Below are 24,360 nucleotides of genomic sequence, written 5' to 3'. Positions count from 1 at the left end.
CATGACAGGCTTTGAATCGTTTGTCTCTGAGGCATTAGCAAAGCAGGGCAACTCAAACTTGTTGCGTGTTAGCAATGAGTTTGAACAAGTATCTGCCACAAAACTTGTGTTCGATGGTAAGTCTTATATCAATTTCTCTAGTAATGACTATTTAGGCCTTGCTACTGACTTTGATATTACTGAATTTACTAAATGGATTAGTGATGGGCAAAGTCTCGCTAAGCCTGCTGTTAGTAGTGGCGCAATGGCGAGTCCTTTAGTAACAGGCAACAGTCAACATCACAAACAGTTGATTAATGATCTACTAAAAGCAATTGATGCACCTAGTTCATTTAGCGGCATACTGTTTGGCTCTGGGTTTAGCGCAAATCAAGGCGTTCTTAACGCTTTGTTTAAAGATAAATCGAAGGAGCAGTTTGTTTATCAGGACAAACTAAATCATGCTTCATTATTAGATGCAGGCACAAAACTTCAAGCTGCCGGCCATTTAGTCCAAAAGCGTTTTAAACATAATGATGTCAAACATCTTAGCCAACTGATTAAACCAGATCCAAGTTTAAACCAACTTGTAGTAACAGAAAGTGTTTTCAGTATGGATGGTGATAAGTCGCCGATTAAAGACTTGTCTGCGCTAGCAAGGCAGGTAGGTTCCTTGTTCATGGTTGATGATGCGCATGGATTTGGTTTATCAGCGTTAGCAAAGGGCGTAACTGATATTGATTTAAATGACGTTGATATATACCTAGTGACCTTTGGGAAAGCGTTGGGCGCCCAAGGAGCTGCGTTATTTGCTCGCCGTTCGATAATTGATTTCCTTACAAACTTCAGCAAAGAGTACATATACTCTACTCATCTTTCACCCATTCAATGTGAAACCGTGAGATTCAATTTATCTAAGCTGGTTGCTGCAAAATCAGAACAATTTTCTGAGCAAGGTTTAGAAGGTAATGAGCAGATTAAGCCAAAAAGTTGTTGTCTTCAGTTAGCTAACAATATTGCTTATTTTAGAAAAATAGCAACGGAAAATGACCTTCCTTTATTACCAAGTGACACTGCAATTCAGCCAATTATGATAGGTGATGCACAAACTACAATTGAAGTAGCGAATGATTTAAAAGCTCGTGGGTTTTGGGTGTCTGCCATCAGGCCTCCAACGGTTAAAAAAGGTCAATCGAGGTTACGTGTTACCATTGCTTCTAAACATACACTCAGTGAAATCAATGAGTTGGTGGTGGTTTTAAATTCGGCGTTGCAAAAAAGATTATTAAACTTAGGTTTGGAAAATAGCATAAAAAGAACGAGCGAAACGGTGAGTTTAAATCATGAATAAACTAAAGTTGGACTTAACTAACTCTAGTTTGAATGCTGAGAGTGTTAAGCAAACAAACCAAAGCGCAGTGAAACGTTTTGAACAGTCGGCATCAACGTACAAGCAAAAAGCAAGACTACAGAAAGACACAGGACGATTACTATTAAAGCTAATTGATGAAGCACTAGTTAAATCTCAAGACTCAAAACCCTTTCCTTTGTTAATGCCAGATTTTGGTTTAGATTTAGGGTGCGGACCTGGTTTGTTTACCAATGAACTAGCAAAAAGGTGTCATTACCTTACGAGCTCTGATTTGAGTATGGCCATGCTTCATAGCAATGATAACGACGCTGGAAAAGTGTGCGCAGACAGTCACTCTTTGCCGTTCCGAACTAGTTCAATCGATTGGTGTTATTCGAGTTTAATGGTTCAGTGGTGTGATTTTGAATCTGTAGCTAGGGAAGCGCTAAGAGTAGTTAAACCAGGTGGCGTTGTTGCTATTGCCACATTATTACCAGGTAGTCTTTTTGAGTTAGAGTCTGCATGGAAAGAAGTAGATAGTGGCCAACATATTCACCAGTATCAAACTGAATTTGAGTTAAAACAGGCGTTAAGTAGCCTAGATTTTAATAAGCTCTCAACCTCAAAAAAAGACTTTGTATATTGGTATAAAGATGCAATGGCATTAGCTAAAGAACTAAAGTCATTGGGCGCAAATTTTGTGAAGCAACGCTCTAACAAAGGGTTGGTTAGTTTAAATAAATGGCGAGATATGGAAAGTAATTATAAGCGTCTTTTCTTTAATTTAGAAAATCAGGCACTGCCCGCAACATATTGTGTGCAAACCATCGTCATCACTAAATAACTATTTTGTTAAATCGCAGTAAATTCGGAAGTTGAATGAGTAAATTAGTAAAAAATATACAGAACCTAACCGAATACGAATCTCTATTTATCACGGGCACCGACACGGAAATAGGGAAAACGTATTGCACCTCTTTGTTATTGAGGTTCATGATGAAAATGGACATAGATGTAAATCCATTTAAACCTATTGCTGCAGGTACGGAAGCTCATCTGCTCGATGATGAGGGTAACTCGGTAAATGAAGACGCTTTTCGCCTTTGGCAGGCAAGTAATAAGCGGTTTACCATGAACCAAATTAATCCAATTTTATATGATCAACCTATAGCACCGCATATTGCTGCAGACTTAGAATGCGAAGAGTTAAATCAAAAAAGGCTAGATGCACTTTTACCTGAAGCTTTAAATCTAGCTGAACTGACCTTAATTGAAGGTGCAGGAGGGTGGCATTTACCGCTTAATAATGAAGAGTTGTTGTCGCAGTGGGTCGCCAAACATAAAATTCCAGTGATAATGGTGGTTGGTGTTAGGTTAGGTTGTTTAAATCATGCCCTATTAACTGCTCAAGCGATTACATCAACGGGTTGTGAAATTGTTGGATGGGTAGCAAATTACATTGAAGGTAAAAATGACATCCATATAAAAAATGTAGACTACTTAAAACAAAAGTTACTAGTTAACTATCGCGCTGAATGCCTGTTTGAAGTAGATAAAAACCAAACATCTCTAGGCTAAAATAAAGCTTCTAAGTAACTGAATATTTCTAGGTGTCTGATTTGTCTTGGACGCCTTCACGTGTTTTGAGAGTCTCTTTTGCTTTCTCTATTGGATCTTGATTAACATTTTTAAGTGACATTTTTGCCGAGTACTTTAATAACATGATGTTGCTCACGATAACGCCAAGTACAACAACAATAATAAACAGTGCAGTCCAGTTCATTAAGATTTTCCATTTCTAGGGTTAAGTTTAAAATATACGCTTTGCTAGAGGCTTTACAAAGAGTTAAATACGTATTTGGATAGTATCGAATCTAAGTTGTGCGCAACCTCTTCAGCGCCTAACACTTGCTGTTCTTTAAGAATATTAGCAAAGGCGGCTGGGACTATCGTAGTTAATCTATTTTGAAACGATACGGCTACTTTGGTATGAGAAAGATGCCAAGGTTCTCTAGCTATGCCGCCATTGTATACCGCATAAGGAGCGTCAAAACCAAACTGATTCATATTCTGTTTGAGCCATTCAGATAAGCCAGAGCAGGGACCGTTATTAATATACTCATGTTCTTCCAGCTTTAACTGATAGTTTTCTGGAAGGCCTGCTGCGTCATAAAAATCAAAGTCGGTACCCCAATGGTGTCGGCTAAGACCGGGCAAGGCAGAGAAGGTTAAAATCGATATTATTTTTTCTTCATTTGTTAAAGCATCAATATCAATGATGTTGCCAGAGAGATCTAAAACAGGGCGTTGACCACTGAACTTGTTGTTCCAGATCATTTTCTGTCTTGTGAAATCCCTAAAGCCTGAAGCGACCTGCAAATCGAATCCTGCGGCGGTCGCAGCCCTTTGCATCGCTTCAAAGTCACTAATTATATCTTTGTGTAGGCGCTGGCCTGAGGGCAAAACAGCTAAATGTCGGTCCGTCAGACCGAGTAACTCTTCCATCACGTTAAACAACCAATAAGTGTGTTGTAATACATATCCGTTAAAAGTTCTAAATCACGCATTTTTATGCATTCATTCACTTTATGGATAGTGGCATTGCACGGACCTAGTTCAATAACTTGAGCGCCAGTTGGTGCGATAAATCGGCCGTCAGACGTACCACCAGATGTAGAAAGAACGGCTGGTTTGCCAACTACCTTGGTAATCGCTTCATTAACAGACTCAAGCAAGGTGCCTTCATCGGTTAAAAACGGCTGACCATTATGGATCCATTCAATATCGTACTCAAAGTCGTGTTCACTCAGCATTTTCTCGACTTCCGCTATGAGAAACATATCCGTGACTTCCGTTGAGTAACGAAAGTTAAATTGAACCGTCATTGTTCCGGGTACAACATTACCAGCACCGGTGCCGCCATTAATATTGGAAATCTGCATAGAAGTGGGAGGGAAAAACTCGTTGCCTTCATCCCATGCTGCTTGAGCCAATTCGGCTAAAAACGGAGCGGCAGCGTGAATTGGATTATTTGCTAGGTGAGGGTAGGCAACGTGACCTTGTATGCCTTTTACCGTTAACGTTCCGGTCAAAGATCCTCTACGACCATTTTTAACAATATCACCCACTTCATTGGTGCTTGATGGCTCACCAACAATACAGTAATCAATTTTTTCGTTGCGAGCCTCTAAAGTATCGATAACTCTAGTAGTCCCATTTATGAACGGGCCTTCTTCATCGCTGGTAATCAAAAAGGCAATACTGCCTTTGTGTTCTGGATAGTCTTTTACAAAGCGATGAGTTGCCACAAGCATAGCCGCTAAGCTACCTTTCATATCTGCAGCACCTCGGCCATGAAGAAACCCATCAATTTCTGTCGGCTCAAAAGGAGGCGTTTGCCAGTGACTTACATCACCCGTTGGCACAACATCAGTATGACCGGCAAAACAAAATACTGGGCTTTGATTACCTTTACGCGCCCACATGTTCTGGGTATCAACAAAAAAGAGTGATTCAATATCAAACCCTAAAGGTGACAAATACTCAGACATAAGTGTTTGGCAACCCTCATCGTGAGGCGTAACTGACGGACGAGATATTAACTCTTTAGCCAATCGAATAGTTTCATGTTCTATTGTCATTGTTACTAAGCCTTAAAAACGTCTTGGTACTGTGCGTCTTTAAAACCCAAGTGATAATGTTGGCCGTCTATAATAACAATAGGGCGTTTAATCATTGCAGGTTGTTCTACCATTTTGTCGATGGCTAACGATTTAGTAAGGTTATTTTTAACTTCGTCTTCAAGTTGACGATATGTGGTGCCACGTTTGTTTAACACCAATTCCCAATCTAAATGTTCAACAACAGACTCTAACCATGGCTTATCAATACCATCTACTCTGTAGTCGTGAAAGGTATAGTTAATATTGTTAGCTTCTAACCATTTTTTTGCTTTTTTAATGGTGTCACAGTTTTTTATGCCGTACATAATGACATTGTTCATAATGGTATCTACTTCTTATTTTTAGGAAGTGGCACAAGACTAAAAATGATGTCTTGGTTTACTTCAACGGATTTATGTGGAACTTGTATACGCCCAAATGGGCTACTATCAAGCAACACAAACTGTAAAATGATTGGTTTTAAATGTTGTTGTATTTTATACAGATCAAGGGTTAGTAATGTATCGCCAATGTTAATATGGTCACCTACTTTTACCTGACAGCCAATACCAATGCCGAGTTGCTCTATATAACTGGTTGGCAACTGAAGCAGGAATTTTAACTTGTTTTTGGCTTGTAGAATGATTTTCCCGTGACTCGGTTGAGTGTCTAAAACTAAACCATTGATTGGACTTACTACTTGATGACTCGAAACCGATATTTCGACACCTTCACCTAATGCGGAAAGTATTGGGTCTGACAACAACTCTACTTTGCCTGATGCAGGTGTCGGTATCTTTATCCCTTTTATCTTTTCTGGGCTAGAGGTTCGTGTAATTGGATTAAATCGAGTATGTGACATTATAGATCCGTGATTCAATTAGCTTAATCAGTTAACACTTTATAACCATTTTTACGCAGTGCTTTTATAGCTTCATTTATATGCAAGGCCTTGACCATAATGTAATCGGTTTCAAACGTCGATACTGCAAATATACTTATATTGGCGTTGGCCAATACGCCAGAAATGTTGGATAAAATACCAGTTAAAGAAAATCCTAACGGGCCCAATACTTCAAGTGCTTGCCACCCCGGCTCAGCTTCTTCACTATCTACATCTATTTCAGACAAACAAACGATGGAAACTTCATCGGCTGTTTTACCAATAAAAAACAGCTCAGAATCAAGCACTTGAGAGGGTATAGACTGCTCGGGTGGTAGGCTGTGAATCGTCAACTGAGCATCAAGTAATTGTAACGTTTGTTTAGGCATAAATAGTCTATCTCTTTAACGCAATGTCAGGTCAATCTGTTGTTACAGATACTACTATGAATATTTAAAAAGATCAGTTAGTTAAGCTCATGTTACTCACAATATCTGTGGATAACTATGTTGGTTACTCGGTTTAACTTTCGTTAAGCCTTGAAATATAAGCACTTCAGCCTTTGGGTTAAAAAAGAACCAGCGCTTATATTTTAACTATTTGATCTTAAATTTGTGATGATTGGATCGCCGTTAAGGCGATTGTATAAACAATATCATCAACCAAAGCACCACGAGATAAATCGTTAACTGGCTTTCGCATTCCTTGGAGCATAGGTCCAATGCTAACCACATCCGCACTTCGCTGAACCGCTTTGTAAGTTGTATTGCCGGTATTTAAATCAGGAAATACGAATACCGTTGCTTGACCTGCTACTGGGCTGTTTGGTGCCTTTTTACGTGCTACATTTTCCATTACTGCTGCATCATATTGTAACGGACCATCTATGATTAGGTCTGGACGTTTTTGTTTCGCTATTTCAGTTGCCTGCCTTACTTTATCTACATCGGCGCCGGTACCTGAAGTACCCGTCGAGTAACTGATCATTGCAACTTTTGGCTCTATACCAAAGGCCTTTGCTGAATCCGCAGATTGAATGGCAATGTCGGCAAGTTGATCCGCGCTCGGGTCTGGGTTAATGGCACAATCGCCGTAAACCAAAACTTGATCAGGTAGTAACATGAAAAATATCGAAGAGACTAGTGACGCGCCTTCTGCAGTTTTAATTAACTGTAGTGGAGGTCGAATGGTATTTGCTGTTGTATGCACTGCACCAGATACTAACCCATCTACTTCATCTTGAGCTAACATAACCGTTGCAAGTACAACGTTATCCTCAAGCTGTTCTTCAGCTACCACTTCTGTAAGACCTTTGTGTTTTCTGAGTTCAACCATAGGGGCAATGTAACGATGACGTATTTTCTCTGGGTTTTTAATAATAACGTTGTCGTTTAACTCAACACCTTGTTGTTCAGCAACCAACATTATTTCTTCTGGGTTGCCTAGCAAAACACATTTGGCGATGCCTCGTTTACCACAAATAGCAGCGGCCTTTATAGTTCTTGGTTCATTGCCTTCCGGCAGAACTATGGTTTTGTTCGCTTTTCGGGCCTTGTCGGTCAGATTATACCTAAACGCAGCAGGGGATAACTTCCTAATCTTAGCTACGTTTTTAGTTAGGCTTTCAATCCAGCTTTCACTTATATGTGTTGCAGTGTGATCTTTAACTCGCTCAATACGTTGTTCGTCATCGATGGGAACTTCCATATTAAATCGTTGCAGTAATAAAGCGGTGTCCCAGGTATCACTTTTGGTGGATAAAACCGGTAGGCCTTTTTCAAAAGCCTGTTTACATAGTTCTAAAATAGAAGGTTCTGGTTGGAAACCTCCCGTCAGCAATATAGCGCCTAGTTTCGTGCCGTTCATTGCAGATAATGAAGCAGCGACTAACACATCTGAACGATCACCAGGCGTCACTAAAAGTACACCCGGTCGAACTCTACCTAAGATATTGCCAACGGTTCTTGCACATACTGTGATTGATCTTAATCGACGGAATTCTAGGTCACCTTCGTTAATTACTTTTGCATCTAAGTATTCCGCCAAATCTTTTACTCGTGGCGCTATGAGGTCAGAATTCCAAGGAACGCAGCCTAATAAACTGAAGCTTTTGTTAAAGATAGATAGCTTTTTGTAATTGACTGAATCATCTTTGCTCGCATTTTCTAAAAGTACTTCAGAAAAATCGTTAGCTAAGTTGCCTTTTAAATCTCTAGGGGCATTTACTTTATTAAATATGGTGCCAATAACATGTTCGCTTTTAAAACCGCCATAGTTATTTGCGGCAATTTCCAGCTGATCTTCTAATGCAGTTAATGTGGTATTTCCTGGCGCAATAACAAAAACGACATCAGCCCCTAAGGCTGTTGCGATTTGACGGTTGATTTTGTTGACGTAAGCCTGATCTTTAGTAGGGACTAGGCCTTCTATAATAACGGCTTCATCATCTTTAATATGAGATTCAAAACGTTCTACTATTTCTTCTAACAAAATATCAACATTATCATCACCGATTAACGTTTCGGCATAGTTGAGTGAGAAGGGCTCTGGCGGATCGATGTGACTTAAATTCCGTAAAATTTGCGTCGTTTTTTCAGGCCCTTTATCACCACTTATTGGTTGTGAAATAGGTTTAAAAAAGTTTACTTTTACCGCTTTGTGCTCAAGTGCTCTAAATAGACCTAAGGTCACAGAAGTAAGTCCTACTCCAGAGCCAACCGGCACTAACATAATTCTATGGGCCATTACTTAACTCCTTTGGTTAGCTTTGCAGCATCTTGGGCAATTACCCATTCTTCATTGGTAGGAATAACTAACACGGGTGTTCGTGATGTTGGGTCATTGATTGCGCCTGCTTGACCAAATCGAGCTTGTTGATTTTTACAATCGTCAATAGTTAGACCTAGTAGTCCAAGATGTTTAACCACTATATCTCTTATATAATTAGAGTTTTCACCAATTCCACCGGTAAAAACAACGGCATCAAGGTGGGTGAGTGCGCAGGTGTAACCAGCAATATATTTGGCGACTCGATAACTATAAACTTCAAGGGTTAATTGTGCGGCAAGTCTTTTCTCATTGTCCGCATCATTTAACGCGTCTTCTAATGTTCTGCAGTCGTTTGATAGTTGACTTAGGCCTAACATGCCGCTTTGTTTGTTTAAGAAGTCATCAATCTGGTTGGCGTCATATTTATAACGCTTCATTAAATACATAATAACACCAGGGTCGATATCACCACTGCGAGTGCCCATCATTAGCCCTTCAAGTGGTGTCATGCCCATTGAAGTATCTACACTTTTGCCGTCGCTGATTGCACACACTGAACAACCATTACCTAAATGAACCGTTATAACAGAGGTGGTTTCAAATGATTTGTTGAGCCACTCTGCTGCTTTTTGGGCAACAAAAAAGTGGCTTGTTCCATGAAAACCGTAACGACGTATGCCTTTTTCTTTATAATGGTCTTTGTCTATTGCGTACATGTAGGCTTTTTCTGGCATGGTCTGGTGAAATGCCGTGTCAAATACTGCCACCTGTGGAATGCCTGGGAAGGCCAGTTGTGCGGCTTTAATACCAATTAGATTAGCGGGGTTATGAAGAGGTGCTAGAGCTGAAACCGCTTCGATTGCAGTTATAACATCATCGTCTATGACAGCAGATTGAGTAAACATTTCTCCGCCGTGCACCACTCTGTGGCCAATTGCACCAATATTGTTATCTAAACCGAGTTCTTGAAGCGTTGAAACTAAGACTTTAATTGCGTCAACGTGTTGATTATTTTTACCAAGCTCTAATCTATTTTTTTCATTTTCTCGTTTAATCGTTATGGATGCATCATCGTCGCCAAGCTTTTCTGCTAGGCCATGTAATATTTGATGACCTGTTGCGCTGTCTATTAATGCAAACTTAAATGAAGAAACTGCCACAGTTTAAAACAAGAACATGGGAATTAGAGCTCATAATTTCCTTACGCTGAAAAGCTTTATATTAGTATCTACCTCACTTAAAATAATGGCATTAAATGGCGCAGAAAGTTTTCAAAATTCACGGTTTAGGTTATCTTTACAGTATAACGTTTAATTATAAATGGGGGCATGACTATTTTAAAAAATACTTTTTATAAAGGTTACTTGTTTAGTCAAACTTGGCCAAAGCACGAACCCTATCTATTGATGTTTGAACAAACTAAAGCGATTAGATTGACTGATATGTCGTTAACAGCTGCGCCTGCCATCGCGTTAATTACTATCTGGCTGCAAATCTATTATTTTGGCGTTGACTCTCTTCATAGCGCGATTGCAATGTCGATCATGCTGTTATCTATTCCAGCGCATGGGTTTTATCAACTTGGTCAACAAGCTGATACAAGGCTGCCTATTAGTCTTCAAAATTGGTACCGAGAAATTGAAAACAAAGTTCAAGCTCAGCATCAAGCTGATCTTAGCTATTACTCAAAAGACGACAAAAAACTGCCACCTGAAGGGTGGGTTACAAATAACAAAGTAAACAGTCGTTTAACGTTTATGGATTTAGCGCTACTGTTAAATAGGTTATTTGGTGGGAATAACAAAAAGAAGCATTAAAAGAAATAAAAAAGCTTCCCTTGAGAAGCTTTTATGTTCGGTTTTATCAAATATCAAATATCAAATATCAAATATCAAATATCAAAGGTTGACCAAATAGGGGCGTGATCTGATGGTTTTTCAATGCCACGTAATTCGTAGTCTATTCCAGCGTCAGTAACCTTACTGTTTAAAGACTCAGTTGCTAAAACCACGTCAATTCTTAAACCTCGGTTATCGTCAAAACCTCTAGAGCGATAGTCAAACCATGAGTACTGTTCACCTTTGGTTGGGTGAAGTGTGCGGAAAGTATCTTTGAATCCCCAGTTTAATAGTGTTGCTAACCACTCGCGTTCTTCAGGTTGGAACGAACATTTACCCGTTTTTAACCAGCGTTTTTTGTTTGGCTCGCCAATACCAATGTCTAAATCCGTTGGAGAAATATTGATATCACCCATTACAATCACAGCTTCTTTAGGGTCTTTGTGTTCTGTTAAGTAAGACATCAAATCTTGATAAAACGCACGTTTGTATGGAAATTTAATCTCATGATCAATACTTTCGCCTTGCGGGAAGTAACCATTTAACACAGAAACAGACTGGCCATTGTAATCAAACGTCACCATAACCATTCGTTTTTGGTGCTCATCATTATCAGTGGGAAAACCTTTTTGTACGTTAGTAATATTCTCAGCAACGTCATTTCTAACTAACATAGCAACGCCGTAGTGCGCTTTCTGACCATGGAAAAATACCTTGTAACCCATTGCAGTAACGGCTTCTTCTGGAAAGGCCTCATCATGCACTTTAGTTTCTTGCAGACCAATGACATCTGGATTGTGCTTGGCGATAAGGGCTTCTAACTGATGTAAACGTGCTCTTAAGCCGTTTATATTAAAAGAAATGACTTTCATAATGCTCACTTTTAATTTTGATATTTAAATAATAATATACTTGCGATCATGCCTTACCGAATTTGTTATCGCAACGGCTTAATCAAGCTATGTTTAAAAACTACTTCTTTTATAAGAACGACAAAATAGGAACGACAAAATCTTTCATTTATTTTTACACGTATTAGTGCCGGCCGTTATTGCGCTCTCATTTTTTAAATCAAAATGGCGCCTAGCGTTTATCGTAATGATGCTGACCATGGTAATAGATATCGACCATTTATTAGCGACACCAATATATGATCCCCTAAGATGCAGTATGGGTTTTCATCCTTTGCACACTTGGCCATTTGTTATTTTGTATTTTGTGTTGGCAGCAATCCCAAAAACACGAATAGTCGGTGTTGGACTATTAATACACATGGCACTGGACAGTATCGATTGTAAAGTAAACTTAGGCATTTGGATGATGTAGTTGAACGAAAATTGACTACAATCTATGTAAGCGAATTTAGAATTGCCATTTAAGCAGCAACTCAGTAGTATTTTGAGATAAGAAGCTAAGTGGTTTAAAAATAATAATTTCTTCTTTTATTTAATGTTAATGCTCCAACCAAACATAAGGTGGCCATATGCCAGGCGATACTAAGTTGTCAGTGCTAGTGAGAGTTGAACCCGGTTCATTGGGCCCTGATGGTTTAGATCATGTTGAAGGGTACTGTGTAGTCGCAAATAAGTATTTCCAAAAACTCTACCCACAACTTATTGAATGGCAAATTGTGCCTCGTTATGACAAATCATTACCTGAAATAGATTTCTGTTTAAATAAAAAGCGATTAACACTCGAGCAAACAAACAAGATGTTAGAACTCATCGACCAAAATGAAGAAGATTTTGAGTCAGAGACAATGGAACATATTTCTAATTTAATTGATAAATATTTAGGACATCAATATTAACAATCAATCCAATTCATCAAACATTACGGTTTATCAATCAAACCGATTAGAAGCCTTAGTTACAGTACTTAGCCAGCAACTTAAAAGTAATTCCGGTCAAAATCCATTTACCGCTGAAACGATATTAGTGCATAGTCCAGGTATGTCAGAGTGGTTAAAAATACAAATTGCTCAACAACTTGGTATTGCTGCCAATCTAAAATTCCCATTACCGAGTAGCTTTATATGGTCGTTGTACCAGCAACTAATACCAAATGTCCCAAGTACTAGTGCATACAATAAAGACCGTTTGCGTTGGAAGATTTATCATTTACTACCCGATTTTTTAGACGATGCTAATTTTGCAGCGATAAAAGAGTATCTATCAACAGACGAACGACATTCATCAAGTGAGTATACCGACTTACGACGTTTCCAATTAAGTGAAAAGATTGCAGATGCCTATGATAACTATTTAGTTTACCGACCTGAATGGTTATTACATTGGCTAAACGGCAACAATGATTTACCAGATAACGACGATATTGGGCGACAAGAGTGGCAAGCTATTTTATGGCGCGGTATCTATCAAAACGTAGAGCAGCTAGAGCAAAGCCAGTTCCACCGTGCGTCTTTGCATCAAGTTTTATTGGAAAAAATAAGTACCATTGAACCAGAAGCATTATTGAAACTTATTCCTAATCGCTTATTTGTGTTCGGGATTTCTAGTTTACCTTCTCATCAAATAGACGTATTGATGGCGTTGAGTCAGCACATTGAAGTTAACATACTTTGGTTTAATCCATGCAGTATGTACTGGGGCGATATCTTAAGTGAAAAAACACTAGCTAGGCTCAATCAGCAACAAAGTAAAATTGCGCTGACAAATAATGAGCAAAAACAAAACTACTTCATTACAGGTAACCCGCTATTAGCCAGTTGGGGCAAAGTAGGGCGAGACTATTTAGATAGTTTGTCTCAGCGTGACATTGAGTTCCAAGATATATTTCTGGCGGATCCCAGAGGTGAGCACAACAAAACGTTACTGGGAAAAGTACAACAGGATATTTTAGAACTGGAGTATAGGGGCAGTGCCGAGCCTTTATCTATAGAAGCGCTTAATGATGAGACTGGTAAAGTTCCACTAATGATTAACAAAGGTAAAGTTGACGATACTATTCAAATACATAGTTGTCATAGTCGCTTTCGTGAACTTGAAGTTTTAAAAGACAAGCTATTAGGCTGGTTAGAATCAAATACTATTTTACCTAAAGATATTCTTGTTATGGTGCCAGATATTAATGACTATGCGCCGTTTATTGATGCGGTTTTTGCAAGAGACCCTCAGCAACCAGAACAGTCTATTCCATACAGTATTTCAGATAGAAGCTCTTTGTCGGAAAATCCTATATTAAACACATTCGTATCCTTATTAGGCTTACCTACGTCTAGGTTTACCGTAAGTGAAGTATTAGATTGGTTAGAAGTGCCGCTAATAATGACGGCATTTAATATTGATTCTGCAGAGCTTGAGTTATTAAAAGAATGGATTGTGGAGTGCGAAATTAAATGGGCACTCAATGGCGAACACAAAGCCAATTGGAATATGCCAAAAGAAGACATTAACACTTGGTTATACGGCTTGAAACGCATGGTACTTGGTTTTAGTTTAGGGCAAGAGTCTGTTTGGCATGGCACTGCAAGTTACACAAGTATTGAAGGCCTCAATGTAAATGTGATGGCTAAGCTGGTAACTTTTATTAGCTATCTAGCCGACTTAAAAGCTCGCTTTACCGACGCTACAAGCCCAGAAATGTGGTATTTGCGCGTAGACCAGTTAATTACAAACCTCTTCAATCCAGAAGAAATTATCGACGCCGACTTCATCTCAGTGAATAAATTGCGAGAAGCAAATAAAACGTTATTAGAATATCAGCAAAATAACGACGCAATGGTAGATGTGAACAACTTAATCGTTCAGCACTTTTTTAGACAAAATTTAAACGAAACTGGAGTATCGCAGCGCTTCCTAGCTGGCAGAGTAAACTTTTGTACGCTGATGCCAATGCGTTCAGTCCCGTTTGATATTGTATGTGTATTGGGCTTAAACGATGGGGAGTTTCCAAGGCACGTTGAGCCATTAAGTTTTGACTTAGTTGGATTGAATAAACCAAGGAAAGGGGATAGGGCGAGAAAGCTCGATGAACGTTATTTGTTTTTAGAAGCAGTGTGTTCGGCTCGTAAAAAATTACACCTCAGTTATTTAGGACAGTCGAGTAAAAATAATCAAGAACTTATGCCATCGGTATTACTTAGTGAATTGGTAGATTATTTACAAGAAAGTTTCATTGTCGACAATCCTGAAGGGCGAATGCAAACAAGTAAAGTGAAGGATCAAATCATGATCAAGCACGCTTTACAACCTTTTAATGAACGCTATTTTGTCGACAATCAATCTTTGGTAGGTCTTAAATCATATAATAAACAATGGTTTAGTTCTTTTGTGTCTGGCTTGAAAATGCAGTCTGAGAGTACTAAGAACAATGAGGTGTTAGATGTTGAAAGCACTTTTGATCCTTTTTCATGTCACGATATACAGGCTAAATTACAGGCGGTCGACAATCAGGTTATTGTTGAATTAGATGATTTAATTACCTTTGCCAAGAACCCACTCAAACATTTTTATAAACAACAATTGGGCGTTAATTTAGCGCTGAACGATCACAATTTATCAGACGTAGAGGCATTTGAGCACGACGGTTTACAGCGTTATAAGCATGTACAGTCATTGGTAAACTTTCAGCAAGAGATAGAGCCAAAAATCAAACAGTCATGGTTAGCATCGGGTTCGTTTCCACCAAAAGCATGGGGCGAAGACTTGTTGTTTGATTACCAACAAACGGTACACAAACTAGATGCGACTTTAGAGGCGTTAAAGGTCGGTTATTCAGATGCGGCCAAGTCGGTATCGAGTCGAAGCGTCAAAACGTCTATCGAATTTCAAATAGCTAATATTGAGGTTTCACTTAGAGGTAGTTTTAATATTGAAAGTGGCTTGTCACTGGTAAAACGTTTGTCCAAAAACGTGAGAGCAGACGATAGAATTGAAGCATGGCTGATTCATTTAATGCGTAGCTTGTCAGACAAACCTGGTCCCACATTCTTATTGTCTCACAACACCAATGACTTCATTACATTCAGTTCAATAGAACAAGAATTTGCGCTGGCCGAACTACAAAAATGGTTACAGCTTTATTTAATGAGTACGCAATGCTCAGAGCCTATAATGTGGTACGGACGTTTTGCTTATAATGCGGCGGTTGATATGACCAAAGATAAACCAAGCAGTGCATTGTTAAAAAGTATTCAAGGCATTATCGAAAGTGCGATTGAAGATGAGCGATCGCCTATTGATGATCACATAGTCCGTCATTTTGGGCCTGACAAACCATTACCAAAAGACTTTTTAGTATTAACTCGAACTTTACTTTTGCCTCTGGTGCAGTGTCAGGTGGAAGGTAAAATGAAAAAAATAATGGAATTTATGGAAGAGTATGTTGCTGCTGTTGGAGTAAGTCGATGAAAGAACTTAATCCGTTAACATTACCATTGAATCAGAATGCGTTAATTGAAGCCAGTGCAGGCACCGGCAAAACGTATACGATCACAACATTGTATTTAAGGGCTGTGTTGGGTCTACGTAACACCGATATGAGCTTAACACCGCTTTCGATAGATCAAATTTTAGTGGTAACGTTTACAGAAGCTGCTACTCAAGAGTTAAGAGACAGAATACGTAATAAACTTAAAGAAGCTCAGAAGGCATTACTAGCCACTTTATCGGAACAGGCTAACCTAGTTATAGATAAGACATTAAAGTCGGTCATAAGCGATTACAGTGAGGCATATAAAGCTCATAATCTACAAGCAACGAATCAAGATACTATTTTGGCGGCTTATCATCGTATACAAGATGCAATTACCCTGATAGACGAAGCGGCAATTTTTACTATTCATGGCTTTTGCCAACGTTGTTTAAACCAATTTGCGTTCGAAACTAAAATGGCTTTTGAGCAAAGTTTTGAAATGGATAATCAGCCTTATATCAAACAAGCGCTTTATGATTTCTGGCGACAGTACGTACTTGACCTTACTGGCGTTGAATACAAGCTTTTTAGGAAAGCATGGGCTAACCCCAATCAATTATTGGCGAGCTTAAATGATATTCTCAACAAGCAAGTGGTTATAGAGCCGAGTATAGAACAAGCAGAGTATACGTCATTAATTAAGCGCTACGGCGATGCCTTAGAGTCATTAAAAGTAAAATTAAGAACTTCAGATTTTATTTCAACTATTAGAGAGTCGGGCGTTAATGGTAAAAAACCACTGTTGACAAAATTATCGCTAATAGAAGGTTTTATTGAGCCAACAAATAACAGTGAAATGTTATCGCTAGATGAAATTGCTATTTTCACGACAAGTAATGTTAGCGACGCAAGTAATTACAAAAAAAATTATGCTCCTGTTAGTCACCCAGTAACCCATGCTTTTGATGATTTGCATGCCATTGCCGCTCAACTTTTAGACAGTCAGTTTGAAGGGTATTGGTTAACAACGGCCAAGGAAAAAATTGAAGAAGGGGCGTTAGGCATAAAAGCTGATCAGCAACTTTTAACGCCTGATGACCTACTTTTGCAACTTCGTAGCGCATTGTTTAATCAAGAAGGCGCAGAAGGCCTGATAGAGTCTATTCAAACTCGCTATCCGTTGGCTTTTATTGATGAATTCCAAGATACAGACCCTGTTCAGTACGAGATATTCAGCTGCATTTACAATGCAACGATTGATGATGAAACTGACTCTGTGAATATGATCATGATTGGCGATCCGAAACAGGCTATTTACCGTTTTAGGGGCGCCGATATATTTACGTATATAACGGCTAAAGGCCACCTTGACCACGAGCAACATTACACGCTTTCGACCAATTGGCGCTCTCATCAAGATCTTATAACCGGTATAAACCACATTTTTGAGACAAGCCCGCTTAAATTTGAACACGAACAAATACCGTTTATTTCTGTTGGTTCTGGGAAATTAGATAGTCCTGAGTTAATACAACATGAAAAAACACTTCCTAAGTTGGAAGTTTTACACTTTTCGGCACTTGACCAAGACCCACCATTAAATGGCTTTTCGCTACCGGAAATTCAAAAAGTGATTGCTAGGCAATGTGCCATGGAAATAGCGAACTTATTAAGGGACTCAGAGAACGGCGCTGCCTTTTTAGAGAGCCCATCAGTAACGCCAAAGTCTGTATCAGCAAATGATATTGCCATATTAGTTAGAAATAGAAACCAAGCTAAGTTACTAAAGCGAACTCTAATAGAGTTAGGTGTGCGATCCGTTTATATCAACCGAGACAGTGTATTTAGGAGCGCATTAGCAAAGGATATGTTGCGTTTGATAGAAGCCATTCATTCACCAATTAATGAGCGTAAAGTAAAGGCTGCCGTCGCGACCGACTTCTTTGCCTATTCTTTGTTAGAGCTGTCTGCGCTGCAACAAAACCCAAAAGCATGGCACCAACATCTCGTTTGTTTTCACCAAGCCCACCAATATTGGTCCCAAGGCAAAATTTCGTCAGCCATCGATCAGGTGTTAGCTTTTGCGAACACTTTTGAAGCTTGGCAAAATCAAGGTATCGATTTTGAACGACAAGTTACTGATTATCGGCATTTATTGGAGTTGATTCAGCAAGAGTCTGTCATTCAAAATGGCGCAGAAAAGCTAATGGCTTGGTTGCGACAAGCCGTTATCGAGAATACTGTTGATAGCAGCGACGATGTCTCAATGCGTTTAGAGTCTGACAGTAATTTAGTACAAATAGTAACTATGCATGGCTCTAAGGGACTTGAATATCCTATTGTTTATATTCCGTTTGCTACGGAATTTAAGGCTCAGAAAATAGCATTGCATCAATCAAAGCGTTTAAACGCTCTTAGTTTGCGAGTAGATAAACGCAAAATAGAAATGCAAATCGCGGAAGGAGAACGTTTAGCTGAAGATATTCGACTGCTTTATGTGGCGATGACGCGAGCAAAACAACGTTTGGTACTAGGGTGTTTTAATTTAAAAGAGCGTTCAAATAGTAAAGACAGCAGTGTTGATAAATCGGCATTTGGTCGTTTGATTTTAGGGAAAGACAAACCCAAAATATCAGAAACTGATTGGCAGTCCGCTTTAACTTCTAAAATTGAAAGTTTAGCTGAACCTATCGCGAAGCTTTCTATTATTGCGCCACAAACTGTAAACGCTAATTTTAACGGGGTAAAAGACGAGTTTGTGGAATATCAATCTAAGCATGCAAGCTCGGATAAAAAAGAGACTTATTCATGTGCAGAGTTTGAAGGTCAGATCCCTCAAAACTGGCGAGTGTTGAGTTACTCTGCATTGGTTGGTGCAGGCGAACACTTTATACCAGGGGCATCAGATGAAATGACGCACTTAGGGATATTTGATGCAGCACAGACTAATAGCTTTGAAACTCTGACGCCAGATAATGATGAGGGTGATAGCTTTCCTGATAATAATCCGCTTGATGTGCGTTTCACTTTTCCAAAAGGCGCAAACCCAGGCTCTTGTTTGCATCATATGTTTGAGCATTTAGATTTTACTCAACCAGTTACTGATCAAACTGAAATAGTATTGGACGCTTTGCAACGCTTTGGCTTAGATGAGCACCTACTTGATGATGCGATTTTATGGTTGAATGATGTTATGCGGGCCGATTTAGGACAATGGTCACTGTCTGATATAAAACACGAACAACGTTTGGATGAAATGGAGTTTTATTTTAATGTTCAATCACTTAATTCTGAAATTATTGGTAACGCGTTATCAATGTGCGGTTTTGATAAAACGAAGATAAATACATCTGTGTTAAATCTGAAAGGGCTCACGGGATTATTAAAAGGTTTTATAGATTTAACAGCCTGCGTAAACGGGCAATATTACATTATCGACTATAAATCCAACTACCTTGGTAATCGTTTTGAGGACTATCAGTCAGATAACATTTTTGATGCCATGACAGATCACAATTATCACCTGCAATTAATCATTTATAGTTATGCTTTGCACAAATGGCTCTCGCTAAAATTAGCGGATTATCGTTATGATGAACATGTGGCTGGCGGAATGTACTTGTTCCTTCGAGGAATGTCTCAAACACATAGAGGCAAAGGCGTTTACAGTTATAAAGTACCTTATGAGGTGATTCAATATTTTGATAACGCGTTACTTGAAGGCGGCGAATAATGAGTAATATGTTAGAAAATAACACACTATTACCCTCGAATGAGTTAATGACGGTGGACTCCATATTTATAAGTAAGGAGTTAAAGGGGAATTCTACTTTACAGTTTATAAATGAGCTTCGAACAAATGGTTCAATTAGCGACGCGGATTATCATTTGGCTTGTTATTACGCGAACGAAGTGAGAAACGCTAGATGCTGCAACCTTTAACTTGATTGTTTTGTTGGCTCTAAGGTGCAGTTATGAGCTAAATCAGCAAAACACGTGCTTTTTGCTAACCCAACTCACATGGGTAGATTGGTTAATGCATCATAATGTTTTGTTACCGGAACATTATGAATGGGCAGAACGGCTTCAGGCTACAGATTTATTTGGTGAAGATGCGCCTTTTGTTCTAGACAACGGTTTGGTTTATTTTTCTCGTTATCACAACATGGAGTTAGCTGTAGCGGAGTTTGTGATTGCCGGACAGACCCGAAAACCAGCTCACCATTGGTTACCAGCAGAGTTACTCGATGGCCAAAGCGAGATTGTTGATGGGTTGTTCCAAAGCACTTCATCTGAAGCTGATAAATTGGACGAACAACTAAATACTGAAATTGATTGGCAATATCGAGCAGTACTGAATAGTTTAAGCCATCAGTTTTCGGTTATTACTGGCGGTCCGGGAACCGGTAAAACAACGACCGTAATAAAGTTGTTGTCATCGTTAGTTCAATATTACCTGGAGCAACCTACTTTAATTCAAAAACAAATAGGTCAGTTCACCATCAAGCTCGCTGCACCAACAGGTAAGGCTGCTTTAAGGTTAACTGAATCGATGTTGTCAGGAATTGATAAGTTAAATATTAGTGACGATATAAGAGCGTACATACCTACAGAAGCATCAACAATTCATCGGTTATTAAAATCCCGTGGTCGAAATGACTTCTATTACAATTCAAACAATAAGTTGCCGATCGATGTTTTAGTATTAGATGAAGCGTCGATGGTTGATTTAAGTTTAATGTCTAAATTAATGTCTGCTTTACCGAGTCGTTGTCAGTTAGTGTTAATTGGTGATAAGGAACAACTAGCTTCTGTTGAAGCTGGTAACTTACTAGCTGAAATTTGTGCACCATTGCAATCATTAGGTATTGAACGGCAAAATGCTCTTCAACCCGTTACTGAGCTAAAAAAGTCTTATCGATTTGACTCTAATGGTGAGATAGGTCTTTTGGCAAAAGCAGTAAATAAGGGTGTTGGGAAAGCGGTAGAGCATTTGCTGATAGAAAATTGTTTAGGTACAGATGATGCTAACCGACAAAGGTATTTAGAATCTGGGAGTGTGTTAACTTGGTTGGATCCAAATTCTCATTCTATAAAGCTAATAGTTGAACGTGTTGTAAGGCACCAGGTCGCTATTTTAGACAGCATCAGTGAAATAACGGAAAGTAATGAGCTCAACGTGGTTAAGGCGTTGTTTAAAAAACTCTATGAGCTACAGGTATTAAGCTGTGTGCGTCAAAGTATATATGGTGTTGAAGAGTTTAATAAATTAGTGAAAGAACGCCTATCACAATTGGGTAGAGTGGCTTGGCAAGATGAACACTACGCTGGCCGACCAATTCTAGTGACAGAAAATGCATATCACTTAGGGCTGTATAACGGTGATATTGGCATTCAAATACCAGATCCGGTTTCGGACCAATTAGTAACGTATTTTATAGATGGTAAAGGTGACATGATTAAATTGTTTAATCAGAGGTTGCCAACGCACGAAAGTGTATATGCGATGACAGTGCACAAAAGCCAAGGCTCGGAGTTTGACCATACAATATTGATCATGCCTGGTGACGATGTTGGCGTTAAGTTACTAGGCCGTGAGCTTATCTATACCGCTATAACTAGAGCAAAAACCCGCTTTACTATTTTTGGAGATAAAGATAGAACACTACGAGCCGTTAATAACCACACGGTACGTCAGTCTGGTTTGAGCAAGCTGCTGTACGGGCTGTAATAGTTACAAGTATATTAAGGTTTTATGCAATAAAAAAAGGCCAGCGGGGAGCTGGCCTTGTCCAAATTAAGTTGGAACTTAACAATGAAGAAATAACATTAACACGGTCTCAAGATGTCAATGCTATCCAAACAATAAGACCGAGGTTTTCCATAAAAGTTTCACTAAAATAGGAAAATTTTTATATTAATTTTTAACGACTGGTTTTTTTAACGAAAACCACCACATAAAGTGCCAACGCAAAACTACCAATAAATGCTTCAAAAGTAGCTACCGCTCTAGCTATACCAATAGGATGGATGTCTCCGTAACCAAGTGTAGTAAAGGTAACAACACTAAAATAAATAGACGATCCAAAGTGGCTTAAATTTTCATAAAAAGTGTGGTTTGAGTCAAAACCAATAGGCCCATAATTAGATTCAACGCCCATGGTAAAGTAAAAACAGGCACAAAAAAGAATAAACCACACGGAAAACGCGATAACGTTACGAGGCTTTTCACCATAGCCGCAAAATAAGTCTACGAGTTTTGAACTGATGCGCTCGGCAGAATAGCGAGGCTTCTGTTTGCGTATCATCGTCGACTCTTTATAGGCAAATTGCCCTGATAAGTTCATTAAACCATTGTCACTAGCTGCTTTTCTAAAAGCACGATAAATTTCTTCTGACTGCTCATAAAAGTCAGCTGCTTTAGTATGGTTTCCTTCACGTTCAGCTTGTCTTGCGATTGACTCTTGGTGAACATATGAGCCTAAACTTACATTGTCTAACCTGGCGCCACTTAACTTTACGCCAAGTAAGTTACAATTAAATAATTCTGCACAGTGCAAATCAGCGTCTTTTAATTGGGCTTTCATAAAAGAGGCGCCGGCGCAGTTTGCGTTAAACAAATGAGCATTGCGAAGGTTTGCACGATAAAAGTCTGCATTTCGAAAGTCATAACCTGTGGAGTGCCCGTAACGGACGAGCCTAACATTCTCCAAATCGGCTTTTTTTAAACAAACCCCTTGAGTAACGCCACCAGCAGCGACAAACTCTTCAAGCTTTAGCGCTAATTTCATGCCTGTTTTATCTATGGTTTTGTCGTGCCAAAAACAAAAGCCACTTCCTATATCTAGCTCATTGCAAGCCTCACCTTCGGTAGAGGTAAAGGAGCAGCGCTTAGGGTTTGATTTATTTTCTAACATAAACCTACATATAGTTTGTTTCTCTATGTATATAAAGGTAGACAAGTTTTTTTAAAATAGACAAACAAAATAACCTTTCGATATTTTAGAATACTCACAATCACATTTAGCAATTTACTTAAATTTGTAGAAACCTAATACTATTGACATCGTAAATGCAGCTAACCTGCATGTTTATTTTTAAAGTATGAGAACAATATGAACAAACAAGTGTCGAAAATATTGAACGGGATGCCTACTCAGGACGGTGCTGGGGTAAACCTAACTAGAGTTATAGGGCAACCTGCGCTTAGGAAACCTGGACCCTTTTTTAATGCTTGATGAAATACGCTCGGATAACCCAGATGATTACATTGCTGGTTTTCCACCACATCCTCATAAAGGTTTTGAGACATTGTCATATATGGTTCAAGGTAGCATGGAACACAATGACTCAACAGGTGGACATGGTTTAATTACCTCTGGTGGCGTTCAGTATATGACAGCAGGCAAGGGCATTGTTCATTCTGAAACCCCAAAACAAGATTCTGGCATGTTATTCGGTTTTCAACTTTGGTTAAATTTACCAAGTAAAGACAAGCTTCAAGCTCCGCGCTATATCGATATTCCGAAAGAAAATATTCCGGTCATTAGTGAATCGCCAGCTATAAAGGGCAAAGGACAAGTAAAAGTCATAGCCGGTCAATTTAACGGCGAAGGTGAAGTAGGCCCGGTTGTGCGAGATGATATTCAAGCTGAGATATATGACATAACATTGGCCTCGGGTTTTTTAGAGACAAGTATCCTAGATGAAAAGTGCGGTTTCATTTATGTTTATCAAGGTGAGATAACAGTCAATGGTAGTAAGGTTGTTGCTAAACAAGTTGCGGTATTGTCAGAAGGTGAAGTTATTAATATCAAAAATGACCACACTGACACTAACTTTAGCACTCAAACTCACTCTGGCATTGACATTGGCTCTCACGTTTCCAGTCACGAGGAGAGTGAAGCCGGCTTTTTATTGTTGGCAGCTAAACCAATAGGTGAGCCAATAGTGCAATATGGGCCTTTTGTGATGAATAAAATGTCTGAAATAGATACGGCGCTTAAAGATTATCAATCCGGACACTTTGTGTAACATTATAACCATCGACAAAAGCTTGTAATCGGTTGAATAAATTACCAATCCTAGCCATAGTATGGGGTTATAGTAATTTATTTGATCGAAGTTGAGACATTTGTGGCTATACACCCACCAACCATTTTATGTGGTCCATTTCTAAGACTCGTAGACAAACATCAAGCTAATATTTGGTTTGTTGCCGATGGATTGCATGATTACCAATTAGAAGTTATGGCCTTATCCAACAAGGTCGATATTCAGCAAGCCCTAGACTTTGTTCAGTTGGGGGAAAAGTGCTTTGCCTACCTTATTAATATCAGACCGATGGCAGAACATTGGGCGCTCTCTACTGAGCACTCATATACTATCCTTAACAATATACCAACTGCAAAGCCTAGTAGCGATGTCTTAGGACATTTTAAGGTTAACGAAACCATCTCTTCTGTAATACAAGGTTTCCTGTCGTAAACCCGATCATCCATC

Annotated in this window: 19 protein-coding genes and 2 pseudogenes; 11 read left to right on the top strand and 10 right to left on the bottom strand. The window is 39.0% G+C overall.

Annotation, left to right across the window (positions count from 1 at the left end):
* Window position 1 precedes the first annotated feature (1 nt).
* Genes GNP35_RS00250 through bioD form a run of 3 tightly spaced genes read left to right on the top strand, consistent with a single transcriptional unit; the run spans window position 2 to window position 2,908 of the window.
* Complete coding sequence (locus GNP35_RS00250) at window positions 2-1,330, top strand: aminotransferase class I/II-fold pyridoxal phosphate-dependent enzyme (RefSeq protein ID WP_155693464.1); 1,329 nt, start codon at window positions 2-4, stop codon at window positions 1,328-1,330.
* A complete protein-coding gene (locus GNP35_RS00245) occupies window positions 1,323-2,174 on the top strand; it encodes a methyltransferase domain-containing protein (RefSeq protein ID WP_155693462.1) in 852 nt (283 codons plus the stop codon). Before GNP35_RS00250 ends, GNP35_RS00245 begins: the two co-directional genes overlap by 8 nt.
* Window positions 2,175-2,209: 35 nt before the next feature.
* On the top strand, window positions 2,210-2,908 hold the full coding sequence (gene bioD / locus GNP35_RS00240; RefSeq protein ID WP_155693460.1) for a dethiobiotin synthase: 699 nt from the start codon (window positions 2,210-2,212) through the stop codon (window positions 2,906-2,908).
* Between the two features lie 28 nt (window positions 2,909-2,936).
* Here bioD and GNP35_RS00235 read toward each other — a convergent pair whose 3' ends face one another.
* The 8 genes and pseudogenes from GNP35_RS00235 to GNP35_RS00200 form a co-directional block, all read right to left on the bottom strand.
* Window positions 2,937-3,113 carry a DUF2897 family protein gene (locus GNP35_RS00235; protein WP_155693458.1) on the bottom strand — a complete coding sequence of 59 codons (177 nt, stop codon included), beginning with the start codon at window positions 3,111-3,113 and terminating at the stop codon, window positions 2,937-2,939.
* Window positions 3,114-3,166: 53 nt separating this feature from the next.
* Window positions 3,167-3,835: a M15 family metallopeptidase gene (locus GNP35_RS00230; RefSeq protein ID WP_155693456.1), complete on the bottom strand. Its 669-nt coding sequence runs from the start codon at window positions 3,833-3,835 to the stop codon at window positions 3,167-3,169.
* Window positions 3,835-4,971 (bottom strand): succinyl-diaminopimelate desuccinylase, encoded by a 1,137-nt coding sequence (dapE, locus tag GNP35_RS00225; protein WP_155693454.1) that lies wholly within the window; start codon window positions 4,969-4,971, stop codon window positions 3,835-3,837. Before dapE ends, GNP35_RS00230 begins: the two co-directional genes overlap by 1 nt.
* A 5-nt stretch (window positions 4,972-4,976) precedes the next feature.
* Complete coding sequence (locus GNP35_RS00220; protein ID WP_155693452.1) at window positions 4,977-5,333, bottom strand: ArsC family reductase; 357 nt, start codon at window positions 5,331-5,333, stop codon at window positions 4,977-4,979.
* An 8-nt stretch (window positions 5,334-5,341) separates the two neighbouring features.
* On the bottom strand, window positions 5,342-5,854 hold the full coding sequence (locus GNP35_RS00215; RefSeq protein WP_155693450.1) for a PTS glucose transporter subunit IIA: 513 nt from the start codon (window positions 5,852-5,854) through the stop codon (window positions 5,342-5,344).
* A gap of 23 nt (window positions 5,855-5,877) precedes the next feature.
* Window positions 5,878-6,264, bottom strand: coding sequence for an ACT domain-containing protein (locus tag GNP35_RS00210; protein ID WP_155693448.1), 387 nt, complete (start codon window positions 6,262-6,264; stop codon window positions 5,878-5,880).
* A gap of 217 nt (window positions 6,265-6,481) precedes the next feature.
* A complete protein-coding gene (gene pta / locus GNP35_RS00205; RefSeq protein ID WP_155693447.1) occupies window positions 6,482-8,620 on the bottom strand; it encodes a phosphate acetyltransferase in 2,139 nt (712 codons plus the stop codon).
* A pseudogene (locus tag GNP35_RS00200) lies at window positions 8,620-9,838 on the bottom strand (acetate kinase). The gene pta and the pseudogene GNP35_RS00200 overlap by 1 nt, the downstream one beginning before the upstream one ends.
* Before the next feature lie 134 nt (window positions 9,839-9,972).
* On the opposite strand from GNP35_RS00200, the gene GNP35_RS00195 reads away from it, so the two are divergent.
* Window positions 9,973-10,461 (top strand): DUF412 family protein, encoded by a 489-nt coding sequence (locus GNP35_RS00195; RefSeq protein WP_155693446.1) that lies wholly within the window; start codon window positions 9,973-9,975, stop codon window positions 10,459-10,461.
* 74 nt (window positions 10,462-10,535) lie between these two features.
* On the opposite strand, the gene xthA is transcribed toward GNP35_RS00195, so the two are convergent.
* Window positions 10,536-11,354, bottom strand: coding sequence for an exodeoxyribonuclease III (gene xthA, locus GNP35_RS00190; protein WP_155693444.1), 819 nt, complete (start codon window positions 11,352-11,354; stop codon window positions 10,536-10,538).
* Window positions 11,355-11,493: 139 nt separating this feature from the next.
* Between xthA and GNP35_RS00185 the strand changes: the two genes are divergently transcribed.
* The 5 genes and pseudogenes from GNP35_RS00185 to recD all read left to right on the top strand — a co-directional run.
* Window positions 11,494-11,808, top strand: a complete 315-nt coding sequence (locus GNP35_RS00185; RefSeq protein WP_330997687.1) for a DUF6122 family protein — start codon at window positions 11,494-11,496, stop codon at window positions 11,806-11,808.
* A gap of 157 nt (window positions 11,809-11,965) precedes the next feature.
* Window positions 11,966-12,292, top strand: a complete 327-nt coding sequence (locus GNP35_RS00180) for a hypothetical protein (protein WP_155693442.1) — start codon at window positions 11,966-11,968, stop codon at window positions 12,290-12,292.
* Entirely contained in the window at window positions 12,282-15,854 is a 3,573-nt protein-coding gene (recC, locus tag GNP35_RS00175; RefSeq protein ID WP_330997686.1) for an exodeoxyribonuclease V subunit gamma, read from the top strand. Before GNP35_RS00180 ends, recC begins: the two co-directional genes overlap by 11 nt.
* The gene (gene recB / locus GNP35_RS00170) at window positions 15,851-19,591 is read left to right on the top strand and encodes an exodeoxyribonuclease V subunit beta (RefSeq protein WP_155693438.1); all 3,741 of its coding nucleotides are present in this window, start codon (window positions 15,851-15,853) and stop codon (window positions 19,589-19,591) included. Before recC ends, recB begins: the two co-directional genes overlap by 4 nt.
* Window positions 19,592-19,789: 198 nt before the next feature.
* Window positions 19,790-21,589, top strand: a pseudogene (recD, locus tag GNP35_RS00165) (exodeoxyribonuclease V subunit alpha); the annotation flags it as partial.
* Window positions 21,590-21,782: 193 nt separating this feature from the next.
* On the opposite strand, the gene GNP35_RS00160 reads toward recD, so the two are convergent.
* Window positions 21,783-22,775, bottom strand: a complete 993-nt coding sequence (locus GNP35_RS00160; protein ID WP_155693434.1) for an ion channel — start codon at window positions 22,773-22,775, stop codon at window positions 21,783-21,785.
* A 313-nt stretch (window positions 22,776-23,088) separates the two neighbouring features.
* On the opposite strand from GNP35_RS00160, the gene GNP35_RS00155 reads away from it, so the two are divergent.
* Both GNP35_RS00155 and GNP35_RS00150 read left to right on the top strand, forming a co-directional pair.
* Window positions 23,089-23,892 carry a pirin family protein gene (locus GNP35_RS00155; protein ID WP_230961246.1) on the top strand — a complete coding sequence of 268 codons (804 nt, stop codon included), beginning with the start codon at window positions 23,089-23,091 and terminating at the stop codon, window positions 23,890-23,892.
* Between the two features lie 102 nt (window positions 23,893-23,994).
* Window positions 23,995-24,345: a hypothetical protein gene (locus tag GNP35_RS00150; RefSeq protein WP_155693433.1), complete on the top strand. Its 351-nt coding sequence runs from the start codon at window positions 23,995-23,997 to the stop codon at window positions 24,343-24,345.
* The last annotated feature ends 15 nt before the right edge of the window (window positions 24,346-24,360 follow it).

This window comes from Psychrosphaera haliotis (genome assembly GCF_009728465.1).
In the GTDB taxonomy this organism is placed as follows: Bacteria; Pseudomonadota; Gammaproteobacteria; order Enterobacterales; family Alteromonadaceae; genus Psychrosphaera; species Psychrosphaera haliotis.
The sequence above is the reverse complement of the archived record's forward strand: the minus strand, read 5'-3'. Positions and strand labels throughout refer to the sequence as shown.